This window comes from Roseateles sp. DAIF2 (assembly GCF_015624425.1).
Taxonomy (GTDB): Bacteria; Pseudomonadota; Gammaproteobacteria; order Burkholderiales; family Burkholderiaceae_C; genus Kinneretia.
In genome coordinates, this window is record NZ_CP049919.1 from 2,285,816 (window position 1) to 2,309,034 (window position 23,219).

At 71.7% G+C, this 23,219-nt stretch carries 24 protein-coding genes; 10 read left to right on the top strand and 14 right to left on the bottom strand.

Translation table 11 applies throughout. The features are described 5' to 3' along the window. The first annotated feature begins 46 nt into the window (after positions 1-46). From G8A07_RS10660 to G8A07_RS10675, 4 genes are all read left to right on the top strand, one after another. Positions 47-754 carry a CoA transferase subunit A gene (locus G8A07_RS10660; protein ID WP_195796976.1) on the top strand — a complete coding sequence of 236 codons (708 nt, stop codon included), beginning with the start codon at positions 47-49 and terminating at the stop codon, positions 752-754. A gap of 2 nt (positions 755-756) precedes the next feature. Then, a complete protein-coding gene (locus G8A07_RS10665; protein ID WP_195796977.1) occupies positions 757-1,395 on the top strand; it encodes a 3-oxoacid CoA-transferase subunit B in 639 nt (212 codons plus the stop codon). Between the two features lie 198 nt (positions 1,396-1,593). Beyond that, positions 1,594-3,306, top strand: a complete 1,713-nt coding sequence (locus tag G8A07_RS10670) for a DUF1800 family protein (protein ID WP_195796978.1) — start codon at positions 1,594-1,596, stop codon at positions 3,304-3,306. Between the two features lie 19 nt (positions 3,307-3,325). Further along, positions 3,326-4,711, top strand: a complete 1,386-nt coding sequence (locus G8A07_RS10675; protein ID WP_195796979.1) for a DUF1501 domain-containing protein — start codon at positions 3,326-3,328, stop codon at positions 4,709-4,711. Between the two features lie 3 nt (positions 4,712-4,714). Here the strand turns inward: G8A07_RS10675 and ubiM are convergent, their stop codons facing one another. The 3 genes from ubiM to G8A07_RS10690 form a co-directional block, all read right to left on the bottom strand. After that, entirely contained in the window at positions 4,715-5,902 is a 1,188-nt protein-coding gene (gene ubiM / locus G8A07_RS10680; RefSeq protein ID WP_195796980.1) for a 5-demethoxyubiquinol-8 5-hydroxylase UbiM, read from the bottom strand. 61 nt (positions 5,903-5,963) lie between these two features. Beyond that, positions 5,964-6,458, bottom strand: a complete 495-nt coding sequence (locus G8A07_RS10685) for a disulfide bond formation protein B (RefSeq protein WP_195796981.1) — start codon at positions 6,456-6,458, stop codon at positions 5,964-5,966. Next, entirely contained in the window at positions 6,458-6,931 is a 474-nt protein-coding gene (locus tag G8A07_RS10690) for a RidA family protein (protein ID WP_195796982.1), read from the bottom strand. The genes G8A07_RS10685 and G8A07_RS10690 overlap by 1 nt, the downstream gene beginning before the upstream one ends. 178 nt (positions 6,932-7,109) lie before the next feature. On the opposite strand from G8A07_RS10690, the gene G8A07_RS10695 reads away from it, so the two are divergent. After that, complete coding sequence (locus G8A07_RS10695) at positions 7,110-7,760, top strand: OmpA family protein (protein WP_195796983.1); 651 nt, start codon at positions 7,110-7,112, stop codon at positions 7,758-7,760. A 414-nt stretch (positions 7,761-8,174) separates the two neighbouring features. Here the strand turns inward: G8A07_RS10695 and G8A07_RS10700 are convergent, their stop codons facing one another. From G8A07_RS10700 to G8A07_RS10725, 6 genes are all read right to left on the bottom strand, one after another. Then, positions 8,175-8,771 carry a hypothetical protein gene (locus tag G8A07_RS10700; protein ID WP_195796984.1) on the bottom strand — a complete coding sequence of 199 codons (597 nt, stop codon included), beginning with the start codon at positions 8,769-8,771 and terminating at the stop codon, positions 8,175-8,177. A gap of 44 nt (positions 8,772-8,815) precedes the next feature. Beyond that, positions 8,816-9,268, bottom strand: a complete 453-nt coding sequence (locus G8A07_RS10705) for a BON domain-containing protein (protein ID WP_249937298.1) — start codon at positions 9,266-9,268, stop codon at positions 8,816-8,818. A gap of 52 nt (positions 9,269-9,320) precedes the next feature. Then, positions 9,321-9,539 (bottom strand): CsbD family protein, encoded by a 219-nt coding sequence (locus G8A07_RS10710; protein WP_195796985.1) that lies wholly within the window; start codon positions 9,537-9,539, stop codon positions 9,321-9,323. 31 nt (positions 9,540-9,570) lie between these two features. Next, positions 9,571-9,891: a BON domain-containing protein gene (locus tag G8A07_RS10715; protein ID WP_213086264.1), complete on the bottom strand. Its 321-nt coding sequence runs from the start codon at positions 9,889-9,891 to the stop codon at positions 9,571-9,573. A gap of 155 nt (positions 9,892-10,046) precedes the next feature. Beyond that, positions 10,047-11,480 carry a phosphatidylserine/phosphatidylglycerophosphate/cardiolipin synthase family protein gene (locus G8A07_RS10720; RefSeq protein WP_195796986.1) on the bottom strand — a complete coding sequence of 478 codons (1,434 nt, stop codon included), beginning with the start codon at positions 11,478-11,480 and terminating at the stop codon, positions 10,047-10,049. Between the two features lie 41 nt (positions 11,481-11,521). Beyond that, complete coding sequence (locus tag G8A07_RS10725) at positions 11,522-11,698, bottom strand: DUF1328 family protein (protein WP_195796987.1); 177 nt, start codon at positions 11,696-11,698, stop codon at positions 11,522-11,524. A gap of 283 nt (positions 11,699-11,981) precedes the next feature. Here G8A07_RS10725 and G8A07_RS10730 point away from each other — a divergent pair, with 283 nt between their 5' ends. Genes G8A07_RS10730 through G8A07_RS10740 form a run of 3 tightly spaced genes read left to right on the top strand, consistent with a single transcriptional unit; the run spans position 11,982 to position 13,042 of the window. Further along, the gene (locus tag G8A07_RS10730; RefSeq protein ID WP_195796988.1) at positions 11,982-12,332 is read left to right on the top strand and encodes a hypothetical protein; all 351 of its coding nucleotides are present in this window, start codon (positions 11,982-11,984) and stop codon (positions 12,330-12,332) included. Positions 12,333-12,362: 30 nt separating this feature from the next. Continuing rightward, positions 12,363-12,797: a hypothetical protein gene (locus G8A07_RS10735; RefSeq protein ID WP_195796989.1), complete on the top strand. Its 435-nt coding sequence runs from the start codon at positions 12,363-12,365 to the stop codon at positions 12,795-12,797. A gap of 35 nt (positions 12,798-12,832) precedes the next feature. Then, entirely contained in the window at positions 12,833-13,042 is a 210-nt protein-coding gene (locus G8A07_RS10740) for a hypothetical protein (RefSeq protein WP_195796990.1), read from the top strand. 3 nt (positions 13,043-13,045) lie between these two features. On the opposite strand, the gene G8A07_RS10745 is transcribed toward G8A07_RS10740, so the two are convergent. Continuing rightward, positions 13,046-14,578, bottom strand: coding sequence for an MFS transporter (locus G8A07_RS10745; RefSeq protein WP_195796991.1), 1,533 nt, complete (start codon positions 14,576-14,578; stop codon positions 13,046-13,048). Between the two features lie 106 nt (positions 14,579-14,684). Here G8A07_RS10745 and G8A07_RS10750 point away from each other — a divergent pair, with 106 nt between their 5' ends. Beyond that, on the top strand, positions 14,685-15,578 hold the full coding sequence (locus G8A07_RS10750) for a LysR family transcriptional regulator (protein ID WP_195796992.1): 894 nt from the start codon (positions 14,685-14,687) through the stop codon (positions 15,576-15,578). A gap of 83 nt (positions 15,579-15,661) precedes the next feature. After that, positions 15,662-18,076, top strand: coding sequence for a DNA internalization-related competence protein ComEC/Rec2 (locus G8A07_RS10755; protein ID WP_195796993.1), 2,415 nt, complete (start codon positions 15,662-15,664; stop codon positions 18,074-18,076). On the opposite strand, the gene mltB is transcribed toward G8A07_RS10755, so the two are convergent. The 4 genes from mltB to G8A07_RS10775 are packed head-to-tail and all read right to left on the bottom strand — an operon-like array spanning position 18,064 to position 23,217. Beyond that, the gene (gene mltB, locus G8A07_RS10760; protein ID WP_195796994.1) at positions 18,064-19,191 is read right to left on the bottom strand and encodes a lytic murein transglycosylase B; all 1,128 of its coding nucleotides are present in this window, start codon (positions 19,189-19,191) and stop codon (positions 18,064-18,066) included. The genes G8A07_RS10755 and mltB overlap by 13 nt on opposite strands. Continuing rightward, entirely contained in the window at positions 19,191-21,302 is a 2,112-nt protein-coding gene (locus G8A07_RS10765) for a DUF3488 and DUF4129 domain-containing transglutaminase family protein (RefSeq protein ID WP_195796995.1), read from the bottom strand. The genes mltB and G8A07_RS10765 overlap by 1 nt, the downstream gene beginning before the upstream one ends. After that, positions 21,299-22,270: a DUF58 domain-containing protein gene (locus tag G8A07_RS10770; RefSeq protein WP_195796996.1), complete on the bottom strand. Its 972-nt coding sequence runs from the start codon at positions 22,268-22,270 to the stop codon at positions 21,299-21,301. Before G8A07_RS10770 ends, G8A07_RS10765 begins: the two co-directional genes overlap by 4 nt. Continuing rightward, positions 22,267-23,217: a MoxR family ATPase gene (locus tag G8A07_RS10775; protein WP_195796997.1), complete on the bottom strand. Its 951-nt coding sequence runs from the start codon at positions 23,215-23,217 to the stop codon at positions 22,267-22,269. Before G8A07_RS10775 ends, G8A07_RS10770 begins: the two co-directional genes overlap by 4 nt. Between the last annotated feature and the right edge of the window lie 2 nt (positions 23,218-23,219).

Here is a 23,219-nt window from a genome sequence, read left to right on the forward strand (position 1 = left end):
TACGCTGTGCCCCGTCCGATTCGATCCAAGACGGAGACATTCCCCCATGAACAAGCTTTACCCGAGCGCCGCCGAGGCGCTGAAGGGCATCGTCGCCGACGGCCAGTTGCTGGCGGTCGGCGGCTTCGGCCTTTGCGGCATTCCCGAGGCGCTGATCGCGGCGCTGCGCGACAGCGCGGTCAAGAACCTGACCGTGATCTCGAACAATGCCGGCGTCGACGGCTTCGGCCTCGGCCAGCTGTTGGAGACGCGCCAGATCAAGAAGATGATCTCCAGCTATGTTGGCGAGAACAAGGAGTTCGAGCGCCAGTACCTGGCCGGTGAGCTGGAGCTGGAGTTCACGCCGCAGGGCACCCTGGCGGAGAAGCTGCGCGCCGGCGGCGCGGGCATTCCGGCCTTCTTCACCCGCACCGGCGTCGGCACCATCGTCGCCGAGGGCAAGGAGCTGCGCGAGTTCGACGGCCATACCTATGTGATGGAGCGCGCGCTCAATCCCGATGTGGCCCTGGTCAAGGCCTTCAAGGCCGACAAGAGCGGCAATCTGGTGTTCCGCCGCACCGCGCGCAACTTCAACCCGGCCGCGGCGATGGCCGGCAAGCTGACGGTGGTGGAGGTCGAGCAACTGGTCGAGACCGGCGCGATCGATCCGGACGAGGTGCATCTGCCGGGCATCTATGTGCACCGCATCGTCGTCAACGCCAATCCCGAGAAGCGCATCGAGAAGCGCACTCTGTCAGAAAAGAAGGGAGCCTGATCATGCCCTGGACCCAAGACCAGATGGCGGCCCGCGCCGCCCAGGAGCTGGAAGACGGCTTCTATGTGAACCTCGGCATCGGCATCCCGACCCTGGTGGCGAACTTCGTGCCGGCGGACAAGGAAGTCTGGCTGCAGAGCGAGAACGGCATGCTGGGCATCGGCCCCTTCCCGACCGAGGACGAGGTCGACGCCGACCTGATCAACGCCGGCAAGCAGACCGTCACGACGATCAAGGGCTCTTCGATCTTCGGCAGCCATGACAGCTTCGCGATGATCCGCGGCGGCAAGATCAACCTGTCCATCCTGGGCGCAATGCAGGTCACCGACAAGGGCGACCTGGCCAACTGGATGATCCCCGGCAAGATGGTCAAGGGCATGGGCGGCGCGATGGACCTGGTGGCCGGCGTCAAGCGCGTGATCGTGCTGATGGAGCATGTGGCGCGCAAGAAGGACGGCAGCGAGGACCTGAAGATCCTGCCCCAATGCACCCTGCCGCTGACCGGCCAGGGCGTGGTGAACCGCATCATCACCGACCTGGCGGTGATGGACGTGACGCGAGAGGGCCTGAAGCTGGTCGAGCTGGCCGAGGGCGTGACGCGCGAGTTCGTGCAGAGCAAGACCGGCGTGCCGCTGCTCTGAGCGTCCCGACGCTGCTTGGAAAGGGCCGGCTTTGCCGGCCTTTTTTCATGGCCGCTCCACCGGGCGGAGCGTGAGAATTTCACGCGGGCGCCGAGCGCGCGCCCGCGACTTACGACTGCTTGCAGATGAGGCAGGGCGCTTACCGCGCAAGGCGGTGGCACCCGTAGATTCGCGCTCGCGCATCCGAGAGCCCTTCGCATGAACCCGAGCCGCAGCAGTACCCCCGACGACCTCCTCTTGAGCCCCCGACCGGCCGAGCCGGCCCTGCCGCCGTCGGCGCTGGCTCCGGCCGCGCTCGCCGCCCTGGCGCTGAGCGCCTGCGGTGGAGGTGGTGGCGGCAGTGAGGAGGGCGCAAGCAGCAACCCCTCCGACACCTCGCCGGGCACGGCCCCGGTCGCGATCGGCGACGCCGAGGCCGCGCGCTTCCTGGCCCAGGCCGGCTTTGCCGCCAGCCTGGCCGATATCGCGACGGTCAAGGCGCGTGGCTACTCGGCCTGGCTGGATGCGCAGTTCGCGCTGGCCTCGAACCCCTCGCATGCCGACTGGCTGCTGGCCAAGGGCTATGGCGCGGAGAGCTACAAGCACAGCCTCGCCGGCGTCGACAACAGCCTGTGGCGCAAATGGCTGTCGGCGCCCGACCAGCTGCGCCAGCGCGTGGTGCTGGCGCTGAGCGAGATCTTCGTGATCTCGCTGGGCGGCCTGCCGACCGCCTGGGCGAATTTCGCCGCGGCCGCCTATGTGGACATGCTGGAGCAGCGCGCCTTCGGGACCTTTCGCGAGCTGCTGGAGGGCGTGAGCCTGTCCTGCGGCATGGGCGTCTACCTGAACATGCGCGGCAACAAGAAGGAGGACGGCAAGGGCAGCACGCCGGACGAGAACTATGCGCGCGAGGTGATGCAGCTGTTCACGATCGGCCTGTACGAGCTGAACCCCGATGGCACGCCGGTGCTGGACGCCGGCGGCAAGCCCAAGGAAAGCTACAGCCAGGCCAACATCACCGAGCTGGCCCGCGTCTTCACCGGCTGGGATTTCGACGGCAAGAGCGAGACCGACCCGAGCTTCATGCGCCGGCCGATGAGCCACAACGCCGCGCGCTTCTCCAGCGGCGCGAAGAAGGTGCTGAACGTCGAGATCCCGGCCACGGCCGACGGCCCGGCCGCGATGAAGACCGCGCTCGACACCCTGGCCGCCCATGCCAATGTCGGCCCCTTCATCGGCCGCCAGCTGATCCAGCGCCTGGTCTGCTCGCATCCCAGCCCGGCCTATGTGCGGCGCGTCGCGGCCGCCTTTGCCGACAATGGCCGCGGCCTGCGCGGCGACCTGAAGGCCGTGATCCGCGCGGTGCTGCTGGATCCCGAGGCGCGCAGCTCCGGCACCGGCCCCTCGTCGGGCCGGCTGCGCGAACCGGTGCAGCGCTTCATCCAATGGGGCCGCAGCTTCGGCGTCACCTCGCCGACCGAGCTGTGGAACATCGGCGATACCTCGAATCCCGCGAACCGCCTGGGCCAGAGCCCGCTGCGCAGCCCCTCGGTGTTCAACTTCTTCCGCCCCGGCTATGTGCCGCCCAATTCCAGCCTGGGCAGCAATGGCATCACCGCGCCCGAGTTCCAGCTCTGCAACGAGAGCACGGTGGCCGGCTACCTGAACTTCATGCAGGGCGCGATCGCCAACGGCGTCGGCGAGGTCAAGCCGGTCTACACGGAGGAGCTGGCCCTGGTCGAGGACGCGGCCGCGCTGGTCGAGCGCGTTGCGCTGCGCCTGGCCGGCGACGGCCTGGCCGCGGCGACCAAGGCGACGATCGCCACCGCAGTGGCCACGATCAAGACCGATACCGAGGCGCGCCGGCTGAACCGCGTGCAGGCCGCGATCCTGCTGGTGATGGCCAGCCCCGACTACCTGATCCAGAAGTAAGAGAAGAGAGTTCGCCGCCATGTCGCATCCCAGCCAACTCCATGATCTGCAACGGCGCGAATTCCTGCGCCGCGCCTCGGCCCTGTCCCTGGTCGGCGGCGCCGCGCCCTGGGCGCTGAATCTGGCCGCCCTCGGCGAGGCCTCCGCCGCCACCGCGCCGGGCGACTACAAGGCCCTGGTCTGCGTGTTCCTGCATGGCGGCAACGACTATGCCAACACCGTCGTACCCTATGACGCGGCGAGCCACGCCGCCTACCAGAGCATCCGCGCCTCGATCGCAACGCCGCGCGATCAGTTGGCGGGCACCGCGCTGGCGCCGCTGGCCGACGGCCGGCAGTACGCGCTGGCGCCGCAGCTGGGCCGGCTCAAGACCCTGTTCGATGCCAAGCGCCTGGGCGTGCTCCTGAACGTCGGCCCGCTGATGCAGCCGACCACCCTGGCGCAGTACAAGGCCAAGAGCGCGCCGCTGCCGCCCAAGCTGTTCTCGCACAACGACCAGGCCAGCCTCTGGCAGTCCAGCCATCCGGAGGGCGCCACCTCGGGCTGGGGCGGGCGCCTGGGCGACCAGTTCCTGAGCTCCAACGCCAACAGCACCTTCACCTGCATCAATGTCTCGGGCAATGCGGTCTTCATGGCCGGCCAGCAGGCGGTGCAGTACCAGGTCTCCAGCGGCGGCGCGGTCGCGATCAATGGCGTGACCCGCCCGCTCTACGGCTCGCAGGCCTGCGCCGATGCGCTGCGCGGCCTGATCACCGCGGAGCGCAGCCACTGGATGGAGCAGGAGCTGAACCGCGTGGTCGCGCGTTCGGTGAATGCGCAGAGCATCGTCGCCGGCGCGCTGTCCAGCCTGCCGGCGCTCGCCACGCCCTTCGAGACCGGCAACAGCCTGGCCACCCAGCTGCAGATGGTGGCGCGTCTGATCGCCGGGCGCACCAGCCTGGGCGTGGCGCGCCAGGTCTTCTTCGTCTCGCTGGGCGGTTTCGATCATCACGACAACCTGCCGACCCTGCATCCGGCCTTGCTGACCCAGCTGGGCAATGCGCTGGCCGCCTTCCACGACGCGACCGTGGAGCTGGGTGTGGCGAACCAGGTCACCACCTTCACCGCCTCGGACTTCGGCCGCACCCTGACCAGCAATGGCGACGGCTCCGACCATGGCTGGGGCAGCCATCACTTCGTGATGGGCGGCGCGGTGCAGGGCGGGCGCTGCTGGGGCCAGGCCCCGGTCACCGCGATCAACGGGCCGGACGATGTGGGCCAGGGCCGCCTGCTGCCGACCAGCTCGGTCGACCAACTGGCCGCCACCCTGGCGAGCTGGATGGGCGTGAGCGCCAGCGAGCTGCCGCGCCTGCTGCCGCAGATCGCCAACTACGGCTCGCGCGACCTGGGCTTCTTCGCCGCCTGAGCCTTAGTTGCTGGCGGGCCGCGCGGTCAGCTGGGCGGTGATCAGCCGCTTCAGCGGCGGCAGGCGCTGCGCCAGGTCCAGCACGCCGCGGCGTAGCAACCGGGCCGGCGCGCGCTCGTCGGTGAACAGCTTCACCACCGTATTGGTGCCACGGTAGATCAGCTGGGTGTCGCGGCGGTGGCCCTCGGCGTAGCGCGCCAGGGCCTGCTCGACATTTCCCCGGCGACCTAGCTCCTCGGCCAGCCGTGCCGCGCCATAGAGCCCGAAGTTGTAGCCATGGGCGGTGACCGGATGCATGCCCACCGCGGCATCGCCGGCCAGCGCGAAACGGCCGCTGGCGAAGCGCTGGGCATAAGTAGCCACCAGCGGGTACTGATGGCGCGGCCCCGCCAGGCGCAGCCGGCCCAGGCGGCCTTGGGCATGGGCCTGGACCCAGTCCAGCCAGCGCGCGTCGTCCAGGCCGCGCAGGGTCTCGGCCAGGTCGGCCGGCAGGGTCAGCACCAGGGAACTCAGATGCGGCGAGCGGCCGCCCAGCGGCAGCCAGGCCATCGTGTGGCCATGGTGGAAGCATTCCAGCGCCTGGTCCTCGTGCGGCCGCTCATGCTCGATGCGCGCCAGCTGCACGCTGCGGCCGAAGTCCAGCATCTCGCAGGGAATGCCGGCCAGGCGGCGCAACGCGGAGAAGCGGCTGTCCGCCGCCACCACCAGCGGCGTCTGCAGCCGCTCGCCATCGGCCAGGGTCACGGCCGCGCCCTCCGGGCCGAGCTCCAGCGCCATGACCCGCGCCTCGCCGCGCAGCTCGACCAGCTCGGCGCGGCGCCGTGCGCCGGCATGGGCGACGCGGCGCAGCGCGTGGTTGGGCACCAGGGTGCCGAGCTCGCTGCCCGCCTCGAACAGCAGGGAGTCGGCTTGCGCACCGTTGAAGACTCGCGCACGGCGCAGCGGGTGGCACTCCTCGGGGGCCAGGTCTTGCCAGGCGCCCAGGCGCTGCAGGATCGCGATGCCGCGCTGGGTCAGCGCGATCTCGCGGCCGTCCTCGGGCGGGTCTGCCAGCGCGGCCAGCGGCTGGGCCTCCAGCACGCGGCTCGGCAGGCCGGCGTCGGCCAGCAGGCAGGCCAGCGACAGGCCCACCGGGCCGCCGCCGACGATCAGCAGGGGAGGGGCGCTCGCGGGATCTTGGCTTCTGGACATGGTCGCCAAGCCTAAGGCCAAGGCCGGCGGCGCGCCTTGATCCCGCGCAGCTCTATTGGCTTCAGCGGCGCGTGCGCAGGCCCAGCAGCGCGGCCAGGGCCAGCAGCAGATACAGCAGCGCGCTCCAGGCCTCGTAGGGCAGGCCCAGCAGCTTGTAGGCCGCGGCCTCGGCGCAGCTGGCGGTGACCATGAAGACCGGCGGCCACAGCTCCTCCAGGTTCAGGGCGGTGATCAGCTTGTCGGCCACGGTCATGCTGCAGGAGGCCATCTTGGCCGCCACGTCATGCTGGTAATAGGCCGAGGCCAGGCCGGCCAGCGCCAGCAGCACGATCAGGCCCAGGCTCGCCAGCCGCAGCGGCCGCAGGCCGCGCGCCAGCCAGCCGAGCAGCGCCACCGCGCCGATCAGCAGGAAGATGCCGCGCTGCATCACGCACCAGGGGCAGGGCTTGACGCCGAAGACATGCTGGGCGATCAGCGCGAAGCTCACGCCGGCGAAGGCGGCCACGGCGATGCCGGCCAGCACCCGGGCCGGCAGCTTGGAGGCGGGCAGGAACATCAGTCTTCCGCCTGCACTTCGACGACCAGGTCGATCTCCACGCAGGCGCCCATCGGCACCTGGGCCACGCCGAAGGCGCTGCGCGCATGGGCGCCGGCCTCGCCGAAGACCTCGGCGAACAGCTCCGAGGCACCGTTGGTCACCAGATGCTGTTCGGTGAAGTCCGGCGTGCTGTTGACCAAGCTCATCAGCTTGACGATGCGCGTGATCTTGCCCAGGTCGCCGACGGCGGCCTGCAAGGTGCCCATCAGATCGATCGCGATCGCGCGCGCGGCGGCCTTGCCGGTGGCGGTGTCGATATCACGGCCGAGCTGGCCGACCCAGGGCTTGCCGTCCTTCTTGGCGATATGGCCGGACAGGAACACCAGATTGCCGCTGCGCACGAAGGGCACATAAGCGGCGACCGGCACGGCCACCGGGGGCAGGGTGATGCCCAGCTGGTTCAGGCGATCGTAGATGGGAGATTGGCTCATGGCACGGACTCGGTTCGGTTGGATCGGAGAGCTTTGGCGCGCATCCTACACCGCGTGCCGGGGCTTGTCGGTGCGCGCCGACAGCGGCCTGCTACGCTTGCCTACAGGGCCGCCGCGGGGCGGCGCCTAGCATGGTCGGCACCATCGTTTTCTTCTTCTGCCACAAGGAGGCTTCATCATGATGAGGACTGCTACCCCCGTCGCCACCCTGGGTCTGCTGGCCGCGGCCCTGCTGGCCAGCGGCTGCGCCAATATGAGCGAGCGCGAACGCGGCACGGCCCAGGGCGCGGGCATCGGCGCCGTGGCCGGCGCGGTGATCGGCTCGGCCACCGGCGGCAAGGCCGGCCAGAGCGCGCTGATCGGCGGCGCGATCGGTGCGGTGGCCGGCAACCTCTGGTCCAAGCATCTGGAGGACAAGCGCCGCGCGCTGGAGAAGGCCAGCGAGGGCACCGGCATCGAGGTCGGCCGCACCCAGGACAACCGCCTTAAGCTCAATGTGCCGAGCGACTTCTCCTTCGACGTCGGCCGCGCCGACATCAAGCCGCAGATGCGCCCGGTGCTCGACGAGATCGGCCGCAACCTCGACCCCAAGGTGCAGGTGACCGTGGTCGGCCATACCGACAGCACCGGCAACGATGCGATCAACAATCCGCTGTCGCTGGAGCGGGCCGAATCGGTGCGCACCTATCTGGGCAACCGCGGCGTCGCGCCGAGCCGCCTCTTCATCGAGGGCCGCGGCTCGCGCGAACCGGTCGCCAGCAACGACACCGATGCCGGCCGGGCGCAGAACCGCCGCGTCGAGATCTTCCTGACCGAGCCGGCGGGCTGAGTGTTCGATGCCTGCCGAATGCGCAGGAGGGCGGGCAGGCCTGCTGCTGCCTGCCAGGGCTTGCGGCCTTGGCTTTCGCCAGGCACCAGAAGTCCACCGGACTTCTGGTGTCCGGGCTCAATCCCCCGGCCGCTTCGCGGCCTTCTCCTTGACCTCCGCATCAGGCCCGCCCGCCCTCCTGCTTGCGCCTCGTGGCCGGCTGGGTTTCTCGTCGAAGAGGCGCTGCGCCGGTAGAGCCGGGCTGTGGGTGTGCGCGCTTGCGCAGGTCAAGGAGGAGGGCCGCGCAGCGGCCCGGGGGACACGGAGCAAGCGCGTGCACCCGCAGTCCGGCGATCACTCGGCGCATCGCGCGATCATTAAAGAAAAGCCCGCCGGCCGGCGGGCTTTTCGTTCTGCGTTGCGGGCCGAGCCCGATCACCAGTTCTCGCGGTAGCGAGCCTTGGCCGAGGCCACGCAGGCGTCCTTGGCGTCGCCGGACAGGCTGTCGCATTGGGTGCGGGCCAGCTTGTAGTCGGCCTTCAGCTGGGCCAGTTCGGCCTCCTCGTTGGCGGCCACGACCTGCTTGCCCTGCTTGACATCGGCCTTGGCCTTGTCGCGCGCGGTCTTGGCCTCGCGCACGCAGACGTCCTTGCTGTTGCCGGACAGGTCGTCGCAGCGTTCCTTGGCCAGCTCGTAGCGCGTCTCGTACTGGGTTTCCATCAGCTTGAAACGGTCCTTGCTGTTGCCGCTGTAGTTGAACTCCAGCTGGGCCAGGGCGACCTTCTCGCGGCCCTTGGCGGCCTCGACGCAGACGTCCTTGGCATTGCCGGCCAGCGCGCCGCAGACCTCGCGCTCGGTCTTGTAGGCGGATTCGATGTCGGCCTTGGCCGCGTCATAGGCGCCCTTGGAGAAGTTGGCGCCCTGGGCGGCGCCGACCCCGGCGCCCAGCACCATGGCCAGCGCGAGGCCGGCGCAATGGCGCGGCAGGGTGAAGGGTGAGGAGGAGGTGGGTGTGGATGTGCTTCTCTTCATCGGTGGTTCTCCCATGTCTTTGTTGGCTGTGCCGCGTGGCCCGATCAGCCGCGCAGTTCCAGCTGGTTGTCGACGCTCAGCACGCCCTTGACGGCCATCGCCAGCTGGGTGGCGCGGTCGCGCGAGACCGGGTCGGGGGCGGTGCCGCGCAGCGCGACGCGGCCATTGACCGTGTCCACATTGATGCGCAGCGAGCTCAGCTTCGGATCCTTGGCCAGCTCGGCATTGACGCCGGCGGTGATCTCCGCGTCCTCGACCTTGGACTCGACCTTCTGGGCCGCGGCCTCGGTGGCGACCTTGGCGTCCTCGGCCTGGCGCTTGATCGCGTCCTTGGCCGCATCGGCGCGCTGCTCGGTCTTGGTGATCGCCTCGTCCAGGCGTTCACCGGCGCTACGCTCCTGCTCGTTCTGGCGGCCGCAGGCGCTCAGCAGCAGGGCGCTGCCGGCGATCGCGAGCGCAAGGGACAGGGAATGCTTCTTGGTGGGGGTGGTCATCATGGTGAGGGTCCTTTCCTTCCTGATGGTGTGATGCTTGGAGCGAACGGCCGGTTCACGGGCGGAACCAGTGCTGCTCCAGATAGTCCTCCCAGCCCAGCAGCTGGCGTTCGGCCTCGTCCTTGGCGATGCCATAGCGTTCCTGCAGCTTGCCGCTGAGCTGTTCGCGCCGGCCGGCGATGACGTCGAGGTCATCGTCGGTGAGCCGGCCCCATTGCTCGCGCACGGTGCCGCTGAGCTGTTTCCAGTTGCCTTCGATGCGGTCCCAGTTCATGGCGGGCTCTCCTTGCTTCGTGTCGGCGCGCTCAGGGGCGCACGCTGACCTCGTTCTTGACCTTCTTGACGCCCTTGACCTCATGGGCCAGGCGTTCGGCGTCGCTGCGCTCGGTGCTGTTCTTGGCGAAGCCGGACAGCATCACCTCGCCGTTGAGCGTCTCGACCTTGATCGCCGCGGCATCGACGGTCTTGGCCTCGACGAACCTGGCCTTGACGGCGGTGGTGATGGCGGCGTCGTCGATGTATTCGCCCACCGTGGACTGTCCGCGGGAAACGGCGCAGCCGGGCAGGACGGTCAGCACCGCCAGGGCGCTGATGGTGGCGGCAAGTACGGGGCGTGCAAACATCATGGTGGGCTCCTTGTGCTGTTTCGGTTTGTCTCGGTCCGGAGGGAACCGATACATCCAGTCTAGGAAGGGGCTTGTCGGCGCGGCATCGGCCGGGTGGCAGCCGCCTTGTAGGACGGCGACGCATGGCGGCGTCGGCGCCCAGGGCCGTTCCCGGTTTACCACCAGCGCTCGAACAGCCGCGCCAGCGCCTCGCGGGCGCGCTGCCATAGCGGGCGGCGGCGCCAGTCCGCGGCGGTGATGGGCTGCGAGGCGGCCAGGTCCTGGCGGAACATGCGCTCCATCTGCTGGCCGAAGTCCTCGCCGATCACGACCGCGTTGACCTCGTTGTTGCCGGTGAAGCTGCGCCAGTCCATATTGCTGGAGCCCACGGTCGAGACCACGCCGTCGATCACCGCGGTCTTGGCGTGCAGCACCGCGTCCTGCAGCTCATGGATCCCGACCCCGGCCGCCAGCAGCCGCGTGTAGTAGCTGCGCCCGGCATGCAGCACCGGCGCAAAGTCGCTGAGCGAGGGCAGGATCAGCTGCACGTCGACGCCGCGCTGCGCGGCCTCGCACAGCGCATCGATCATGTCCTGGCCGGGCGCGAAGTAGGCCATCGTCAGATGCACGCTCTGCCGGGCCGCATCGATCGCGCCGAGCAGCATCGCGTAGATCTGGTTGAACTCATCGTCCGGCGTCGACGGCAGGATGCGCACCAGCTGCGCGCCGGCCGGGCGCGGCGTGGCAACGGCCGGCGGCGGCAGCTCGCCCGGGCAGCCCTGCTGCGCCCAGGTCTCGCGCAGCAGCTGTTCCAGCGCCTGCGCGGCGCCGCCGCGCAGCTGGATCTGGGTGTCGCGCCAGCCGGCCTCGGGCGAGGCCGGTTTGCCCTTGCTGCCGAAGGAGCCGCGCGAGTAGACCGCGCTGATGTTGATGCCGCCGGTGAAGCCGAGCCCGCGGTCCACCACCAGAATCTTGCGGTGGTCGCGGTGCGTGATGTCCCAGTAGCCGGGCCGGCGGCTCGGGCCGACCGGGTTGAAGGCGCAGACCGCGATGCCGGCCGCGGCCAGGCCGTCGAAGTAGGCGCGCTCGGTGCCCAGCGATCCGAGCGCGTCGTAGATCATCGCGACGCGCACGCCCTGTTCACGCTTGCGCTTGAGCAGCGCGGCCAGCTGCTGCGCGATCGGCGCGTCGTCGATGATGTAGCTCTCCAGCAGCACGGTCTCGCGCGCCTGCTCGATCGCCTCGAACATCGCCGCGAAGGTGGCCGGCCCATCGAGCAGCAGCCGCACCTCGTTGTCGGCATGCAGCTGCACCGGCCCCAGCGCATTCATCACGGCCAGGTGCTGCTGCATCAGCGCGGCGCTGCCCTGGGCACCGACGCGCCGCAGCAGCGCCGCGCGCTCCTGCGGGCCCAGGCGCCGGCCCTGCGCGCTGCGCACCTCCAGCTGCTGCGCCACCGCGCCGGTCGCGGCCGAGGCCGCGCGCGGCGGCGGTGGCAGGTCGGCGCGCGGCTGCATCGTCTTGAACGAGGCACAGGCGCTCAGGGCCAGCGCGAGCGTCGACAGCAGCGCTGCGCGCCCGAGCGTCGTCCGATGCGGCAGCGGCGCCATCGCGACGGGTCTCGGTCAGTCGGGCCCTGGGCGGTTCGGCGTCACTTGCGCAGGGCGCCGACGCCCAGGGCGGCCAGCACCAGGAACAGCAGGAAGACGAACAGGAACACGAAGAACAGCAACTTGGCGATGCCGGCGGCGCCGGCCGCGAGGCCGCCGAAGCCCAGCACGCCGGCCACGACGGAGATCAGCGCGAAGATGAGGGCCCACTTGAGCATGATGTCTGGCTCCTGGTCGAGGTTGAAGAAGGAAGAAAGACCGACGGGTCTTCGGCACTGGGCCGCATGGCCGGCGCATGAATCGACTCTAGGAGCCGCGGCCGGGCGCCGGGCATCGGTGCGGGTCGCCGGCGGCTGTAGGACGGCACCGCGTTCGTCTGCTTGCAAGCGCGCGGGTTTGCTTGCAAATACTGGGTGTTTTCGGACCGATGCGGCCTTGTCCTACAGGTCCCGGGGGCCAGTCCCGACAAGCCTGCCGCGGAGCGCTTCCTAGCATCAAGGTATGGACAAGTTCGATGACAAGCCCACCGTTTCCCCCCTCGGCCTGTCCGCCGATGCCGTGCTCGAGCTGCTGCTGAGCACGCCGCTGAGCATCGTCGTGCGGGCCCGCGCCGAGTTCGACGACGGCTCGGTCACGCAGGAGGCCGGCCTGGTGATCGCCCGCCAGGGCGGCTGCCGCGGCGACCGGCCGACGCTTGCCGCGCTGCAGGCCGCGGCCTGGTTGTGCGCGGTGCGCCTGAGCCGTTGCGGCAGCGCGGTGCGCCGGCTCTGCCGCGTGCTGATTCGCGTGGATGGCGGCTGGGTGCCCGTGCTTGAGTGGCCGGGCGCGCTGCCGCGCCCCGCGGCCGCCTGAAACCGAAACCCGATGTTCAGGAGTCTTGTGATGAAACATCTCAACTCACCGTCGATGCTCCGGGCCGGCTGCGTGGCCGCCGCCGCGCTGCTGACCGGCCTGGCCTTCGCGGCGAATTCCAGCGAGGCGCAGCGCCAGGCCGCGCGCCAGTATCAGCAGGAGCGCGCCGACTGCCTGGCCGGCCGCAGCGCGCAGGACCGCCCGACCTGCCTGAAGGAGGCCGGCGCGGCCTATGCCGAGGCGCGCCGTGGCCGCCTGGATCGCGGCGCCGATGCCCGCCAGCTGAGCGAGAACGCGCTGCTGCGCTGCCAGGCCGTGCCGACCGAAGACCGCGCCGCCTGCGAGCGCATGGCGCGCGGCGGCGGCACCGTCAGCGGCTCGGTGGCCGAGGGCGCGGTGCTGAAGGAGCTGGTGACGCGCCGCATCGAGCCGGCTCAGGCTCCCGCGTCGGCCGCTTCGCAGTAAGACCGGATTTCGCAAGCCCAGAAGGAGTCCCCATCATGATCATCAGAAAACTCGCCTGGCTCGCCGCCACCTCGCTGGCCGCCGCCGCCGTCAAGCATTGGTGGAAGCAGGGCGGCGCGGCACCGGGCTCGCCACATCGCCGCCGCCGCGAGGAGCGCGAGGCCGTGCAACGCTGGGAGGACGAAGGCGGCCTGGTGCCGGCGGTCGCGAGCCCACCGGGCCGCCCATCCCGCGCGCGCAGCTGAGACCTAGGTCCCTTGACCCGCGGTCGGTCGGACCGCGATCCGCGGTCCGCGCAGCAGCATCAGCAGGCCACCCGCGGTGGCGACGGCCAGTCCGGCCAGCAGCTGCAGCAGGGTCACGAAGGCGGCCGCATAGCTCTGCGCCAGCCGCGCCTCCTGGCCCGGCAGTAGGCGGGCGGCGGCGTGCAGCTCGCCCAGCGCGGCGCGGCTGGAAGCCTCCAGCACGACGCTGTCCGGTAGCGGCGTAGCGGCCGCCGCGGCGAGCTCGCGATGGATCAGGCCGGCGAGCAGGGCGCCGGCCAGCGCGATCGCGACGCCGTCGGCGGAGATGCGCACCGTGTTGAAGAGCCCGGTCGCCATGCCGACCCGGTCCGGCGGCATGCCCTCGACCGCCATCGCATCCATCAGGCCCCAGGGCAGGCCGATGCCGACGCCGATCAGCAGCAGCGGGAAGCGCAGCGCCGCGCCACCGCCCTGGGTGAAGACCTGGGCCAGCCAGAGCAGCCCGCCGGCGACCAGGAGCAGCCCCAGACTGCACAGAGCCCGGGCGCTGAACCAGCGCGTCAGTCCGGCGGCCAGCAGCGGTACGAGCAGCAGCGGCGCGGCCAGCCAGCTCATCAGCCGGCCGGTCTGCAGCGCGCCATAGCCGTCGATGCCGATGAAGCGGCCGGGCAGCATCACGATCAGCACGATGAACAGCAGGGCCGGCGAGGCCGCCAGGGCCAGCACGCCGACAAAGCCGGGGTCGCGGAAGAAGCGCAGATCCAGCATCGGGCGCCGGACCCGGCGTTCGATCGCGACGAAGGCGGCGAACAGCAGGGCCGACACCAGCAGGGCGAGGCCCACCGAGGCATCGCTCCAGCCCCGCTCCGGCAACCGCAGCATGCCGAAGGTGAACAGGCCCAGGGCCAAGGTGAAGCTGATCGCACCGGGCCAGTCCAGGCCGCCGCGGGCCGACTCCCGGCTCGGCCGGGTGCTGACCAGCACCAGCAGCCAGGCGAGGGCGCCGACCCCGGCGGTGGCATGGAAGACGCCGCGCCAGCCGGCGGTCTCCACCAGCCAGCCCGCGGCCAGCGGACCGAAGGCCAGGCCGATACCGAAGCTCGTGCCCAGCAGGCCGAAGGCGCGCGCACGCGCCGGCCCGGCCTCGAACAGCGGCGCCAGCGAGGACATGGCGGCCGCGAAGGCCGCCGCACCGCCCAGCCCCTGCAGCAGGCGCAGCAGGTCGATCCACGGCAGGGAGCCGGCCAGCGGGATCAGCCCCGTGATCGCGACGAAGCCGGCCAGCCCGAGCAGCCAGATGCGCCGGCGCCCGTAGAGGTCGGTCAGACTGCCCGATACCATCATCGCGCCGCCATAGCTGAGGATGTAGGCGTTCATGACCCAGCTCAGCTGGGCCGGGCTGCCGCCCAGCTCCCGGCTGAGCGAGGGCAGGACGACGGCGGGGCCGGTGAAGCACAGCGGTATCAGCAGGCCGGTCAGGCAGGTCGCCAGCAGCTGGAGCAGGCGCAGGGTTCGGGCGGGGCGATGGTCGGACATGGTTCTTCTGAGGTTCTGGGCGCCCAGCTTAGAGTCGGGCCATGCAAAGAAAAACCGGCGCGAGGGATCAGCACCTCGGAAGAAAATTCTCAAGCGGGATAGCGCGATGACGACGGACCGGCTGGGCAGCATCGGCCTGTTCGTGCGCGTGGCCGAGCGCCTCGGCTTCTCGCCCGTCGCGCGCGAGCTGGGTCTGTCGCCGTCGGCGGTGGGCAAGGCGGTGGCGCGCCTGGAGGCACGCCTGGGCGTGCGGCTGTTCCATCGCAGCACGCGCACCCTGGCCCTGACGGCCGAGGGCGAGAAGTTCCTCGAGCGCTGCCGCCGCATCCTCGGCGAGCTGGAGGCGGCCGAGCTGGAGATGACGCAGGCCAGCGAGGCGCCGCAGGGGCGCCTGCGGGTCAGCCTGCCGCGGCACAGCGGCCTGTTCGAACCGGTGATCGCAGACTTCATGCGGCGCTATCCGGCGGTGGAGCTGGATCTGGATTTCTCGGACCGGCTGGTGGACGTGATCGGCGATGGCTTCGACGCCGCGGTGCGCGCCGGCGTGCTGGCCGATTCGGACCTGAAGCGCCGCCGCCTCGGCAGCTTCCGCCGCGTGCTGGTCGGAGCCCCGGCCTACTTCGCGGCCCATGGCCGGCCCCGGCGTGCCGAGGACCTGCGGGAGCATGCCTGCCTGCATTACCGTTTTCCCAGCACCGGCCGGCTGGAGCCCTGGCCGCTGCCGGTGGAGGCCCGCGGCCTGTTCGCCGAGCTGCCGCGCAGCCTGGTCTGCAACAGCGTGGAGATGCGCATCCATCTGGCGCTGCAGGGCCAGGGCATCGCCTGCCTGCCCGACTTCATCGTGGCGCCGCATCTGCGCAGCGGCCGGCTGCTGACCATCCTGGACGATGGCGGCGAGCACCGCGGCGCGCTGTGGGTGCTCTGGCCCGCCAGCCGCGAGCCCTCGCCCAAGCTGCGCGCCTTCATCGACTGCCTGAGCCGCGGCCTCGCCGCGTCGTGAGGCGCCGGCGGCGCGGGCTATCCGGCCGGGCCGAAAGGGGTTAGAACCGGGGCTTGTCGCGCGTCTCCAGGGAGGAGCCCCGCATGGCCGCCACGCCGCGCCCGCCCATGCTCGTTGTGTCGATGCTGGCCGCGATGGCCGGCATCGCAGTGCTGCAGCAGTTGCCGGAGCTGCCGTCGGCCCGCGTGCCGCTGCTATGCCTGTTGGCGGCCTTGATCCTGTGCGGGCTGGCGCGCCGCATGCAAGAGCGTTTCGTGTGGCTGCCCTGGCTGCTGGCCGCGGCCCTGCTGGGTTTCGGCTGGGCCGCCTGGCGCGCCCAGCTGCGGCTGGCCGAGGCCCTGCCGCCGGCCTGGGAGGGGCGCGAGCTATGGCTGACCGGCCGTGTCGATGCGCTGCCGCAGCCGCTGCTGGGCCAGGGCGGCGCGCCGGGCTGGCGCTTTGCCTTCGCGCTCGAGCAGGTGGTGGATCCGCAGAACCCGGAGGGCGCGCGGCCGCCGATGCCGGCGCGCCTGCTGCTGAGCGCCTATGCGCAGGCGGGTCAGGTCTTGCCGGAATGGGTGCCGGGCGAACGCTGGCGGGTGCTGGCCACGCTGCGCCGCCCGCATGGGCAGGCCAATCCGCATGGCTTCGACTACGAGCTGTGGCTGTTCGAACAGGACCTGCGCGCCACCGGCCAGCTGCGTCGCTGGACCAGGCTTGAAGAAGCGCGCGGCTGGAACGGCCTGATCGACCGCTGGCGCCAGCAACTGCGCCGCGCGATCCGCCAGCGCATCGATGATCCGGGTCTGGCCGGGGTGCTGGTGGCGCTGAGCCTGGGCGAGCAGACCGCGATCACCCGGGCCGACTGGAACCTGTTCCGCGACACCGGCACCAGCCATCTGATGGCGATCAGCGGCGTGCACATCACGATGTTCGCCTGGGGCGCGGGCCTGCTGGTCGGGCGGCTGTGGCGGTTCGGGGCCGGGTCTTGCCTGTGGCTGCCGGCGCCGCTGGCGGCGCGCTGGGCCGGCGTCGCGGCGGCGCTGCTGTATGCGCTGTTCTCCGGATTCAGCGTGCCGGCGCAGCGCACCGTCTGGATGCTGCTGGCGCTGGCCCTGCTGCGCCAGGCGGGGCTGGCCTGGCCCTGGCCGCTGGCGCTGCTGGCCAGCGCCGGTGCGGTGCTGCTGCTCGATCCCTGGGCGCTGTGCCAGCCGGGCTTTTGGCTGTCCTTCGCGGCGGTGGCGCTGTTGATGGCCGGCGGCGATGCGGGCCGGGGATTCTGGCCGCGGCTCGGCGCCGCGCTGCGCAGCCAGTGGATCGCGACCCTGGGGCTGGCGCCGCTGACCCTGGTGTTCTTCCAGCAGCTGTCGCTGGTCGGGCTGGCGGCCAATCTGCTGGCGATCCCGCTGGTGAGCCTGCTGATCACGCCGCTGGCCCTGGCCGGCGCGCTGCTGCCGGAGCTCTGGAGCCTGGCGGCCTGGCTGCTGCAGGGGCTGCTGGCCTATCTGCGCGCGCTGGCGGCGCTGCCGAGCGCGGTCTGGAGCGTCGCGGTGGCGCCGCTGTGGGCGCAGGCTGCGGGCCTGCTCGGTGCGGTGCTGCTGGTGCTGCCCTTGCCCTGGCGGCTGCGGCTGCTGGCCGCGCCGCTGCTGGTACCGCTGCTGTGGCCGGCGCTGCCGCGGCCGGCGCCGGGGCAGTTCGAGCTGCTGGCGGCCGATGTGGGGCAGGGCAGCGCGGTGCTGCTGCGCACGCGCCGGCATGCGCTGCTGTACGACGCCGGGCCGCAGTACACGCCGGTCTCGGACGCCGGCCAGCGCGTTCTGCTGCCGCTGCTGCGCGCGCTGGGGCAGCGCGAGCTGGACCTGCTGCTGCTGAGCCACCGTGACCAGGACCATGTGGGCGGCGCGGCGGCGCTGCTGGCCGGGCTGCCGGTGCGCGGCCTGCTCAGCTCGCTGGAGCCGGGCCATGCGCTGCTGGCCGGCGCCACGCCCGCTAGCACCTGCGAGCGCGGCCAGCGCTGGGTCTGGGACGGCGTGGCCTTCGAGATCCTGCATCCCCGGGCGGCGGACCTGGCGCGGCGCGGCACGAGCAAGCCGAACGCGCTGTCCTGCGTGCTGCTGGTACGCGCGGCGGACGGCGCCGGCGCGCTGCTGACCGGCGACATCGAGGCGGCGCAGGAGCAAGACCTGGCCCCGCCGCCGGTGGACCTGCTGATGGCGCCGCACCATGGCAGCAAGACCTCGTCCAGCGCCCCGCTGCTGGCGGCGGCCGCGCCGCGACTGGTCTTTGTGCAGGCCGGCTACCGCAATCGCTTCGGCCATCCGGCGCCGGCGGTGCTGGCGCGCTATCAGGCGGCCGGCGTGCCGGTGCTGCAGTCGGTCGCCTGCGGTGCGCTGCATTGGCGCAGCGACACGCGCGCGGCGGCCTGCGAGCGCGAACAGCGGCGACGCTACTGGCGAGACCGCCCCGCGCCGGATCTGGACGGCCCGGCCGGGCCGCCGGAGCCGGATCAGGGCTTCTGAGCGGGCGGCGTGGTGGAGGAGGTGGCGGCGTCGCGGTAGCCGCGCAGGGTGCGGCCCAGCTCGATCACCGCCATCGCGTAGTAGCTGGACCAGTTGTAGCGGGTCAGCGCGTAGAAGTTGCTGGTGCCGGCCACATAGACCGGCGCAGCGTCGCCCATCTGCAGCTCGACCAGGGCCAGCGGGCCCGGGTGCTCGCGGCCGGCCTCGCTCAGTTCCGCGCCGGCCTCGGCGAACTGCTGGGCGCTGAAGCTGGGCAGGATGTCGGGCGCCAGCAGGCGCGCGCGCTCCGATGTCTCGACCGGCGCGGCCACGTTGTAATGGGTCGGCAGGCCCGGCTGCCAGCCATGGCGCGCCAGGTAGTTGGCCACCGAGCCGATCGCATCGGCCGGGCTCTTGACCAGATCGACATGGCCGTCGCCGTCGAAGTCGATCGCGTGGCGGTTCCAGCTGCCGGGCATGAACTGCGGCCAGCCCATCGCGCCGGCATAGGAGCCCTTGACCGCCAGCGGGTCCAGCCCCTCGCGGCGGCACAGCTTCAGAAACTCGACCAGCTCCTCGCGGAAGAAGGCGCTGCGGTCCTTGCGGCCGGGCGGGAAGTCGAAGGCCAGGGTGCTCAGCGCATCCAGCACCGAGAAGCCGCCCATGATCTGGCCGTAGAAGGTCTCGACGCCGATCAGCCCCGCGATCAGCTCGGCCGGCACGCCGAAACGCGTCTGGGCGCGCGCCAGCGTCTCCTCGTTGGCGCTCCAGAAGGCCAGGCCGGCCTGGATGCGGCGCGGCTCGACGAAGCGGGCGCGGTAGGCGCCCCAGTCCTTCGCGGTGCCGGCCGGCGCCGGCATGATCAGGCGCTGCACCGTGGCCTGGCGCCTGGCCTGGGCCAGCAGCGCGCGCAGCGGCGCGGCCTCCCAGCCCTCCTGCGCGGCCAGCTCGTCGGCGAAGCGCATCAGGTCCTCGCGCTCGCCATAGGCCGGCGCGACGGGGGTCAGGGCCCGCGGCGGCGGCGCCCGCTTGGTGGCCTTGTGGTTCTTCTTCGGATCGGCCTGCACCGCGGGCGCGGCCAGCAGGCCGAGGCTCAGCAGCAGGATGGTCAGGGAGCGGAGGTGGGGGAACAGCATCAGGGCGCGGAAGTCTTCGGGATCTGGTTGCGCAGCATACGGCCTGCGGCACGGAATTCCTGCAGCCAGCGCCGGCGCGCGCGCCAGCCGGCGGGTTCTTGTTTCGCATCAGTGGCGGCGGCACCATAGCGCGCACGTTCCAGCGCCAGCAGCTGCCGCGCCAGCGGCTCGGCCGCGGCGCCATGGCGCTCGCGCAGCAACTGGGCCCAGAGCCGCGGCCCCTGGTGTGCGCGCGCCGGTACGTCCAGGCGCTGCAGCTCGCGCAGCAGCGCGGCGCGCAGCCGGCTCCAGCCGTCATGCGGGCGCGCCTGCCAGGCGGCCCAGCCGGCGCCGGCCGCAGCGATCGCGGCGATCAGGCCGGCGGCCAGCTGGCCCAGCGCCTGCCAGTCGGGCGCGCTCCAGCCCAGGCTCTTCAGCAGGTCGAACTGGTCCTGGCGCGAATAGTTCAGCACATATTGCTGCCAGCGGTTGTTGAGCGACTCCCAGCCGCGCCGCAGGCTCTGCAGGCCCTGCAGCAGGGCGGGGCTCCACTGGCCCATCGCGCCGGCCAGCGCGCCCGGCACCGGCTGCAGGGTGCGGCCGGCCTCGACCCGCTCCGGCGCCACCGCGGCCGTGGGGTCGACGCGCCGCCAGCCGCGGCCCTCGATCCAGACCTCGGCCCAGGCATGGGCCTGGGCATTGCGCACCACCAGATAGCCGTCCTGCAGCTCGCGGTCCGCGCCCTGGAAGCCGGTGACGATGCGCGCCGGCAGGCCCAGCTGGCGCATCACGACGACAAAGCCGGCCGAGAAATGCTCGCAAAAGCCCAGCCGCCGGTCCAGCCAGAACTCGTCGATCAGGTGCGGCGAACTCTCGCCATAGCGGCCCGGCGCCAGGGTGTAGAGGAACTCGGCACTGCGGATATGGTCCAGCACCGCACGGATCGCGGCCGGGCCGAAGTCGGCCGGGGCCAGGTCTTGCAGGCGCTCGCGCTTGAGCGCCGCGGCCCAGGCCGCGGTACGCGGGTTCAGCCCCGGCGGCAGCTCCAGATAGGGTGTGAGGCCGGGCGTCATCTGCAGCGGGCCGCTGTCGTAGTCCAGATGGGCGCTGGCCTCGACGCGCAGCCGCTCGGTGATCGGCCGCGGCGACAGCCATTGCAGCTCGGCCGAGCGCCACAGCGGCAGGCCCTGCACCTCGATGCGCGTGCCGGGCGCCTCCGGGCCGGATTCCAGCAGCGGCAGCACCGACAGGCGCAGCGGCTCCAGGGTCAGCTCGTAGCGCAACGCCGGGCCGCGCGTGCGTGGGGCCGCGCCGCGCGCGCCGAAGGGGTTGGCGTTGGGGTTCTGCGCGCGCCAGCTGCGGCCGTCGAAGCGGCTCAGCACCGGGCCGCGGAAGTACAGGGCCTGCGGCGGCGGTGGCGGGCCCTCGAAGCGCAGCCGCATCGCGATGCTGTCGTCGTTGGCGATCTCGCTCATCGCGCCGAACTGCATCTCATTGGACAGGCCGGTCTTGCCGACCGCGTCGGCCGGCACGCCCCACAGCGGCGCGATGCGCGGGAACAGCACGAACAGCAGCACCATCAGCGGCAGGCCCATCGCGGTGGTGCGCAGGGCCTGGGCCGCGGCCAGCCTCAGGCTGGGCTGGCCGACCGGCATCTGCGCCAGCACCAGCGCGCTCATCAGGGCCCAGACGCTGATCAGGGTCCACAGCCCGGTCAGCAGCGACTGCGAGTAGAGGTACTGGGTCAGCACCAGGAAGAAGCCGAGGAAGAACACCACGAAGGCATCGCGCCGCGCGCGCAGCTCCAGCGTCTTCATCGCCATCAGCATCACCAGCATCGTGATGCCCGGTTCGCGGCCCAGCAGGGTGCGGTGCGTCAGCAGGGTCAGGCCGGCGGTGGTGGCGATCAGCAGCAGCAGCGGCCAGCGCCCCGGCAGCGGCCGGCCCTGCCAGGCCAGCAGGCCGCGCCAGAACAGGATCAGCCCGGTCAGCGCGCTGCACCAGCTCGGCACATGGTCGATATGCGGCAGCACGGTGGCGGCGATCGCCCCGAGCAGGAACAAGGTGTCGCGCGTGTCGCGCGGCAGATGCGCCAGGCGCTGGCGCCAGGGCTGGGCGGTGCCGGCGCTCATCGCGGCGCCTGTGCCGGCGCCGCGGCCAGCAGTTCCAGCGCTGCCTGCTGCTGCTGCGAGCCCAGGTCCGGGGCCAGGTCTTGCCCAGGCAGCAGGCTCAGGCCCCAGGGATCGCCGCGGCGCTCGGCCTCCAGCACCCAGGCGGCCAGGCGCGACAGCCGCGCCTCCCAGTCCAGCCCGGCGGTGTCGGCCAGGCCCAGCCAGCGCCGCCGGCTGGCCGGGGCCAGGGTCTCGCGCACCAACAACTGGCCCTCGGCGCCGCTGCCGGCCGCCTTCTTCCACAGCACCTGCTTGGGCGAGTCGCCATGGCGATAGGGCCGCACGCCCTCGAAATCCTCACCGCGCACCAGCAGGCCGGCGCCCAGGCTGCCGTCGCCGGCGCTGGCGCCCTGGGCCGGCAGCGGCGGGCAGGGCGCCTCGGGGCGCGGATAGACCCAGGCGCGCGCGGCCGGGCGCCAGATGCTCCAGGCGCCGAACAGGCCCAGCGGGAAGCGCGTCTCGATGCGCAGCGGCGGCAGGCCCTGCAGGCCGCGGCGCGGCGCCGGGCAGGCCAGGTTCAACTGCGCATGACCGCGGGCCGGCACGTCGACCCAGGCCGGCTCGCCGGCGCCGACCCGGATGCCGATGCCGAAGCGGGCGCGCCCGCTGTTGTGCAGCCGCACCTCCAGGCGCAGCTCCTCGCCGGCGAAGCCGGGGGCCGGCGCCTTCAGGTCCAGGCTCAGGCCGCGCAGATTGGCATGGGTCGCATGCATCGACGCGAAGCCGGCGCCGGCCAAGAGGAAGGTCAGCAGATAGCCCAGGCTCAGCTGGTCGTTGATCGAGGCCAGCAGCAGCACGGCCAGGGTGGCGCAGAAGAACAGGCCCGGCCGGCTGGGCAGGATGTAGATATTGCGCTGGACCATCCGGTGCGTGTCGCTCTCGGGATGGCGCGCCTGCCACCAGGCTCGCCAGCGTTGGCGCAGGCTCATGGCAAAGGGACTGCCTCGATCATCGCGCGCACCTGCTCGCGCGCGCCGCGGCCGGCGCCGGCCTTGGGGCGCAGGCGGTGCGCGATGGTCTGGGGCAGGATGGCCTGCATATCGTCGGGCGAGACATAGTCGCGCTGGTCCAGCAGCGCGCGGGCGCGGGCGGCGCGCAGCACGCCCAGGCCGGCGCGCGGGCTCAGACCGTCGATGAACCATTGGCCGGAGCGGGTCGCGGCCAGCAAGGCCTGCAGATAGTCCAGCAGCGGCGGCGCGGCATGCACCCGGCGCACCGCGGCCTGGGCGGCCAGCAGCTCGGCGGGCGTCATCACCGGGCGCAGCGCCTTGATCGCGTCGCGGCTGTCCTCGCCCATCAGCAGCTCGCGCTCGGCGCGCTCGTCCGGGTAGCCCAGCGAGATGCGCATCAGGAAGCGGTCCAGCTGCGATTCGGGCAGCGGGTAGGTGCCCAGCTGCTCGCTGGGGTTCTGGGTCGCGATCACGAAGAAGGGCAGGGGCAGGGCATGGGTCTGGCCGTCGACGCTGACCTGCTGCTCCTCCATCGCCTCCAGCAGCGCGCTCTGGGTCTTGGGACCGGCGCGGTTGATTTCGTCGGCCAGCAGCACCTGGGCGAATACCGGACCGGGATGGAAGGCGAAACGGCCCTGCTCGCGCTCATAGACGCTGACGCCCAGCAGGTCGGAGGGCATCAGGTCCGAGGTGAACTGCACGCGCGAGAAACGCAGACCCAGGCAGACCGACAGGGTATGGGCCAGGGTGGTCTTGCCGACGCCGGGCAGGTCCTCGATCAGCAGGTGGCCGCCGGCGATCAGGCAGGCCACGCAGTCCAGGATCTGCGCCGGTTTGCCCTTGATGATCGTGCTAATCTGGCGCTGCAGCGCGTCGAGTTGCCGGGCCAGATGGCCCGCCTGGGATGCGGCTTCGGTCTGCGTCATGC

Bases quoted from the DNA above. Each gene is read 5' to 3' on its own strand.
- G8A07_RS10765 (WP_195796995.1), bottom strand. From the start codon at position 21,302: ATGAGCGCCGGCACCGCCCAGCCCTGGCGCCAGCGCCTGGCGCATCTG.
- G8A07_RS10695 (WP_195796983.1), top strand. From the start codon at position 7,110: ATGATGAGGACTGCTACCCCCGTCGCCACCCTGGGTCTGCTGGCCGCG.
- G8A07_RS10770 (WP_195796996.1), bottom strand. From the start codon at position 22,270: ATGAGCCTGCGCCAACGCTGGCGAGCCTGGTGGCAGGCGCGCCATCCC.
- ubiM (WP_195796980.1), bottom strand. From the start codon at position 5,902: ATGTCCAGAAGCCAAGATCCCGCGAGCGCCCCTCCCCTGCTGATCGTC.
- G8A07_RS10690 (WP_195796982.1), bottom strand. From the start codon at position 6,931: ATGAGCCAATCTCCCATCTACGATCGCCTGAACCAGCTGGGCATCACC.
- G8A07_RS10665 (WP_195796977.1), top strand. From the start codon at position 757: ATGCCCTGGACCCAAGACCAGATGGCGGCCCGCGCCGCCCAGGAGCTG.
- G8A07_RS10715 (WP_213086264.1), bottom strand. From the start codon at position 9,891: ATGATGTTTGCACGCCCCGTACTTGCCGCCACCATCAGCGCCCTGGCG.
- G8A07_RS10720 (WP_195796986.1), bottom strand. From the start codon at position 11,480: ATGGCGCCGCTGCCGCATCGGACGACGCTCGGGCGCGCAGCGCTGCTG.
- G8A07_RS10700 (WP_195796984.1), bottom strand. From the start codon at position 8,771: ATGAAGAGAAGCACATCCACACCCACCTCCTCCTCACCCTTCACCCTG.
- G8A07_RS10740 (WP_195796990.1), top strand. From the start codon at position 12,833: ATGATCATCAGAAAACTCGCCTGGCTCGCCGCCACCTCGCTGGCCGCC.
- G8A07_RS10725 (WP_195796987.1), bottom strand. From the start codon at position 11,698: ATGCTCAAGTGGGCCCTCATCTTCGCGCTGATCTCCGTCGTGGCCGGC.
- G8A07_RS10675 (WP_195796979.1), top strand. From the start codon at position 3,326: ATGTCGCATCCCAGCCAACTCCATGATCTGCAACGGCGCGAATTCCTG.
- mltB (WP_195796994.1), bottom strand. From the start codon at position 19,191: ATGCTGTTCCCCCACCTCCGCTCCCTGACCATCCTGCTGCTGAGCCTC.
- G8A07_RS10685 (WP_195796981.1), bottom strand. From the start codon at position 6,458: ATGTTCCTGCCCGCCTCCAAGCTGCCGGCCCGGGTGCTGGCCGGCATC.
- G8A07_RS10710 (WP_195796985.1), bottom strand. From the start codon at position 9,539: ATGAACTGGGACCGCATCGAAGGCAACTGGAAACAGCTCAGCGGCACC.
- G8A07_RS10670 (WP_195796978.1), top strand. From the start codon at position 1,594: ATGAACCCGAGCCGCAGCAGTACCCCCGACGACCTCCTCTTGAGCCCC.
- G8A07_RS10745 (WP_195796991.1), bottom strand. From the start codon at position 14,578: ATGTCCGACCATCGCCCCGCCCGAACCCTGCGCCTGCTCCAGCTGCTG.
- G8A07_RS10755 (WP_195796993.1), top strand. From the start codon at position 15,662: ATGGCCGCCACGCCGCGCCCGCCCATGCTCGTTGTGTCGATGCTGGCC.
- G8A07_RS10660 (WP_195796976.1), top strand. From the start codon at position 47: ATGAACAAGCTTTACCCGAGCGCCGCCGAGGCGCTGAAGGGCATCGTC.
- G8A07_RS10735 (WP_195796989.1), top strand. From the start codon at position 12,363: ATGAAACATCTCAACTCACCGTCGATGCTCCGGGCCGGCTGCGTGGCC.
- G8A07_RS10775 (WP_195796997.1), bottom strand. From the start codon at position 23,217: ATGACGCAGACCGAAGCCGCATCCCAGGCGGGCCATCTGGCCCGGCAA.
- G8A07_RS10750 (WP_195796992.1), top strand. From the start codon at position 14,685: ATGACGACGGACCGGCTGGGCAGCATCGGCCTGTTCGTGCGCGTGGCC.
- G8A07_RS10705 (WP_249937298.1), bottom strand. From the start codon at position 9,268: ATGATGACCACCCCCACCAAGAAGCATTCCCTGTCCCTTGCGCTCGCG.
- G8A07_RS10730 (WP_195796988.1), top strand. From the start codon at position 11,982: ATGGACAAGTTCGATGACAAGCCCACCGTTTCCCCCCTCGGCCTGTCC.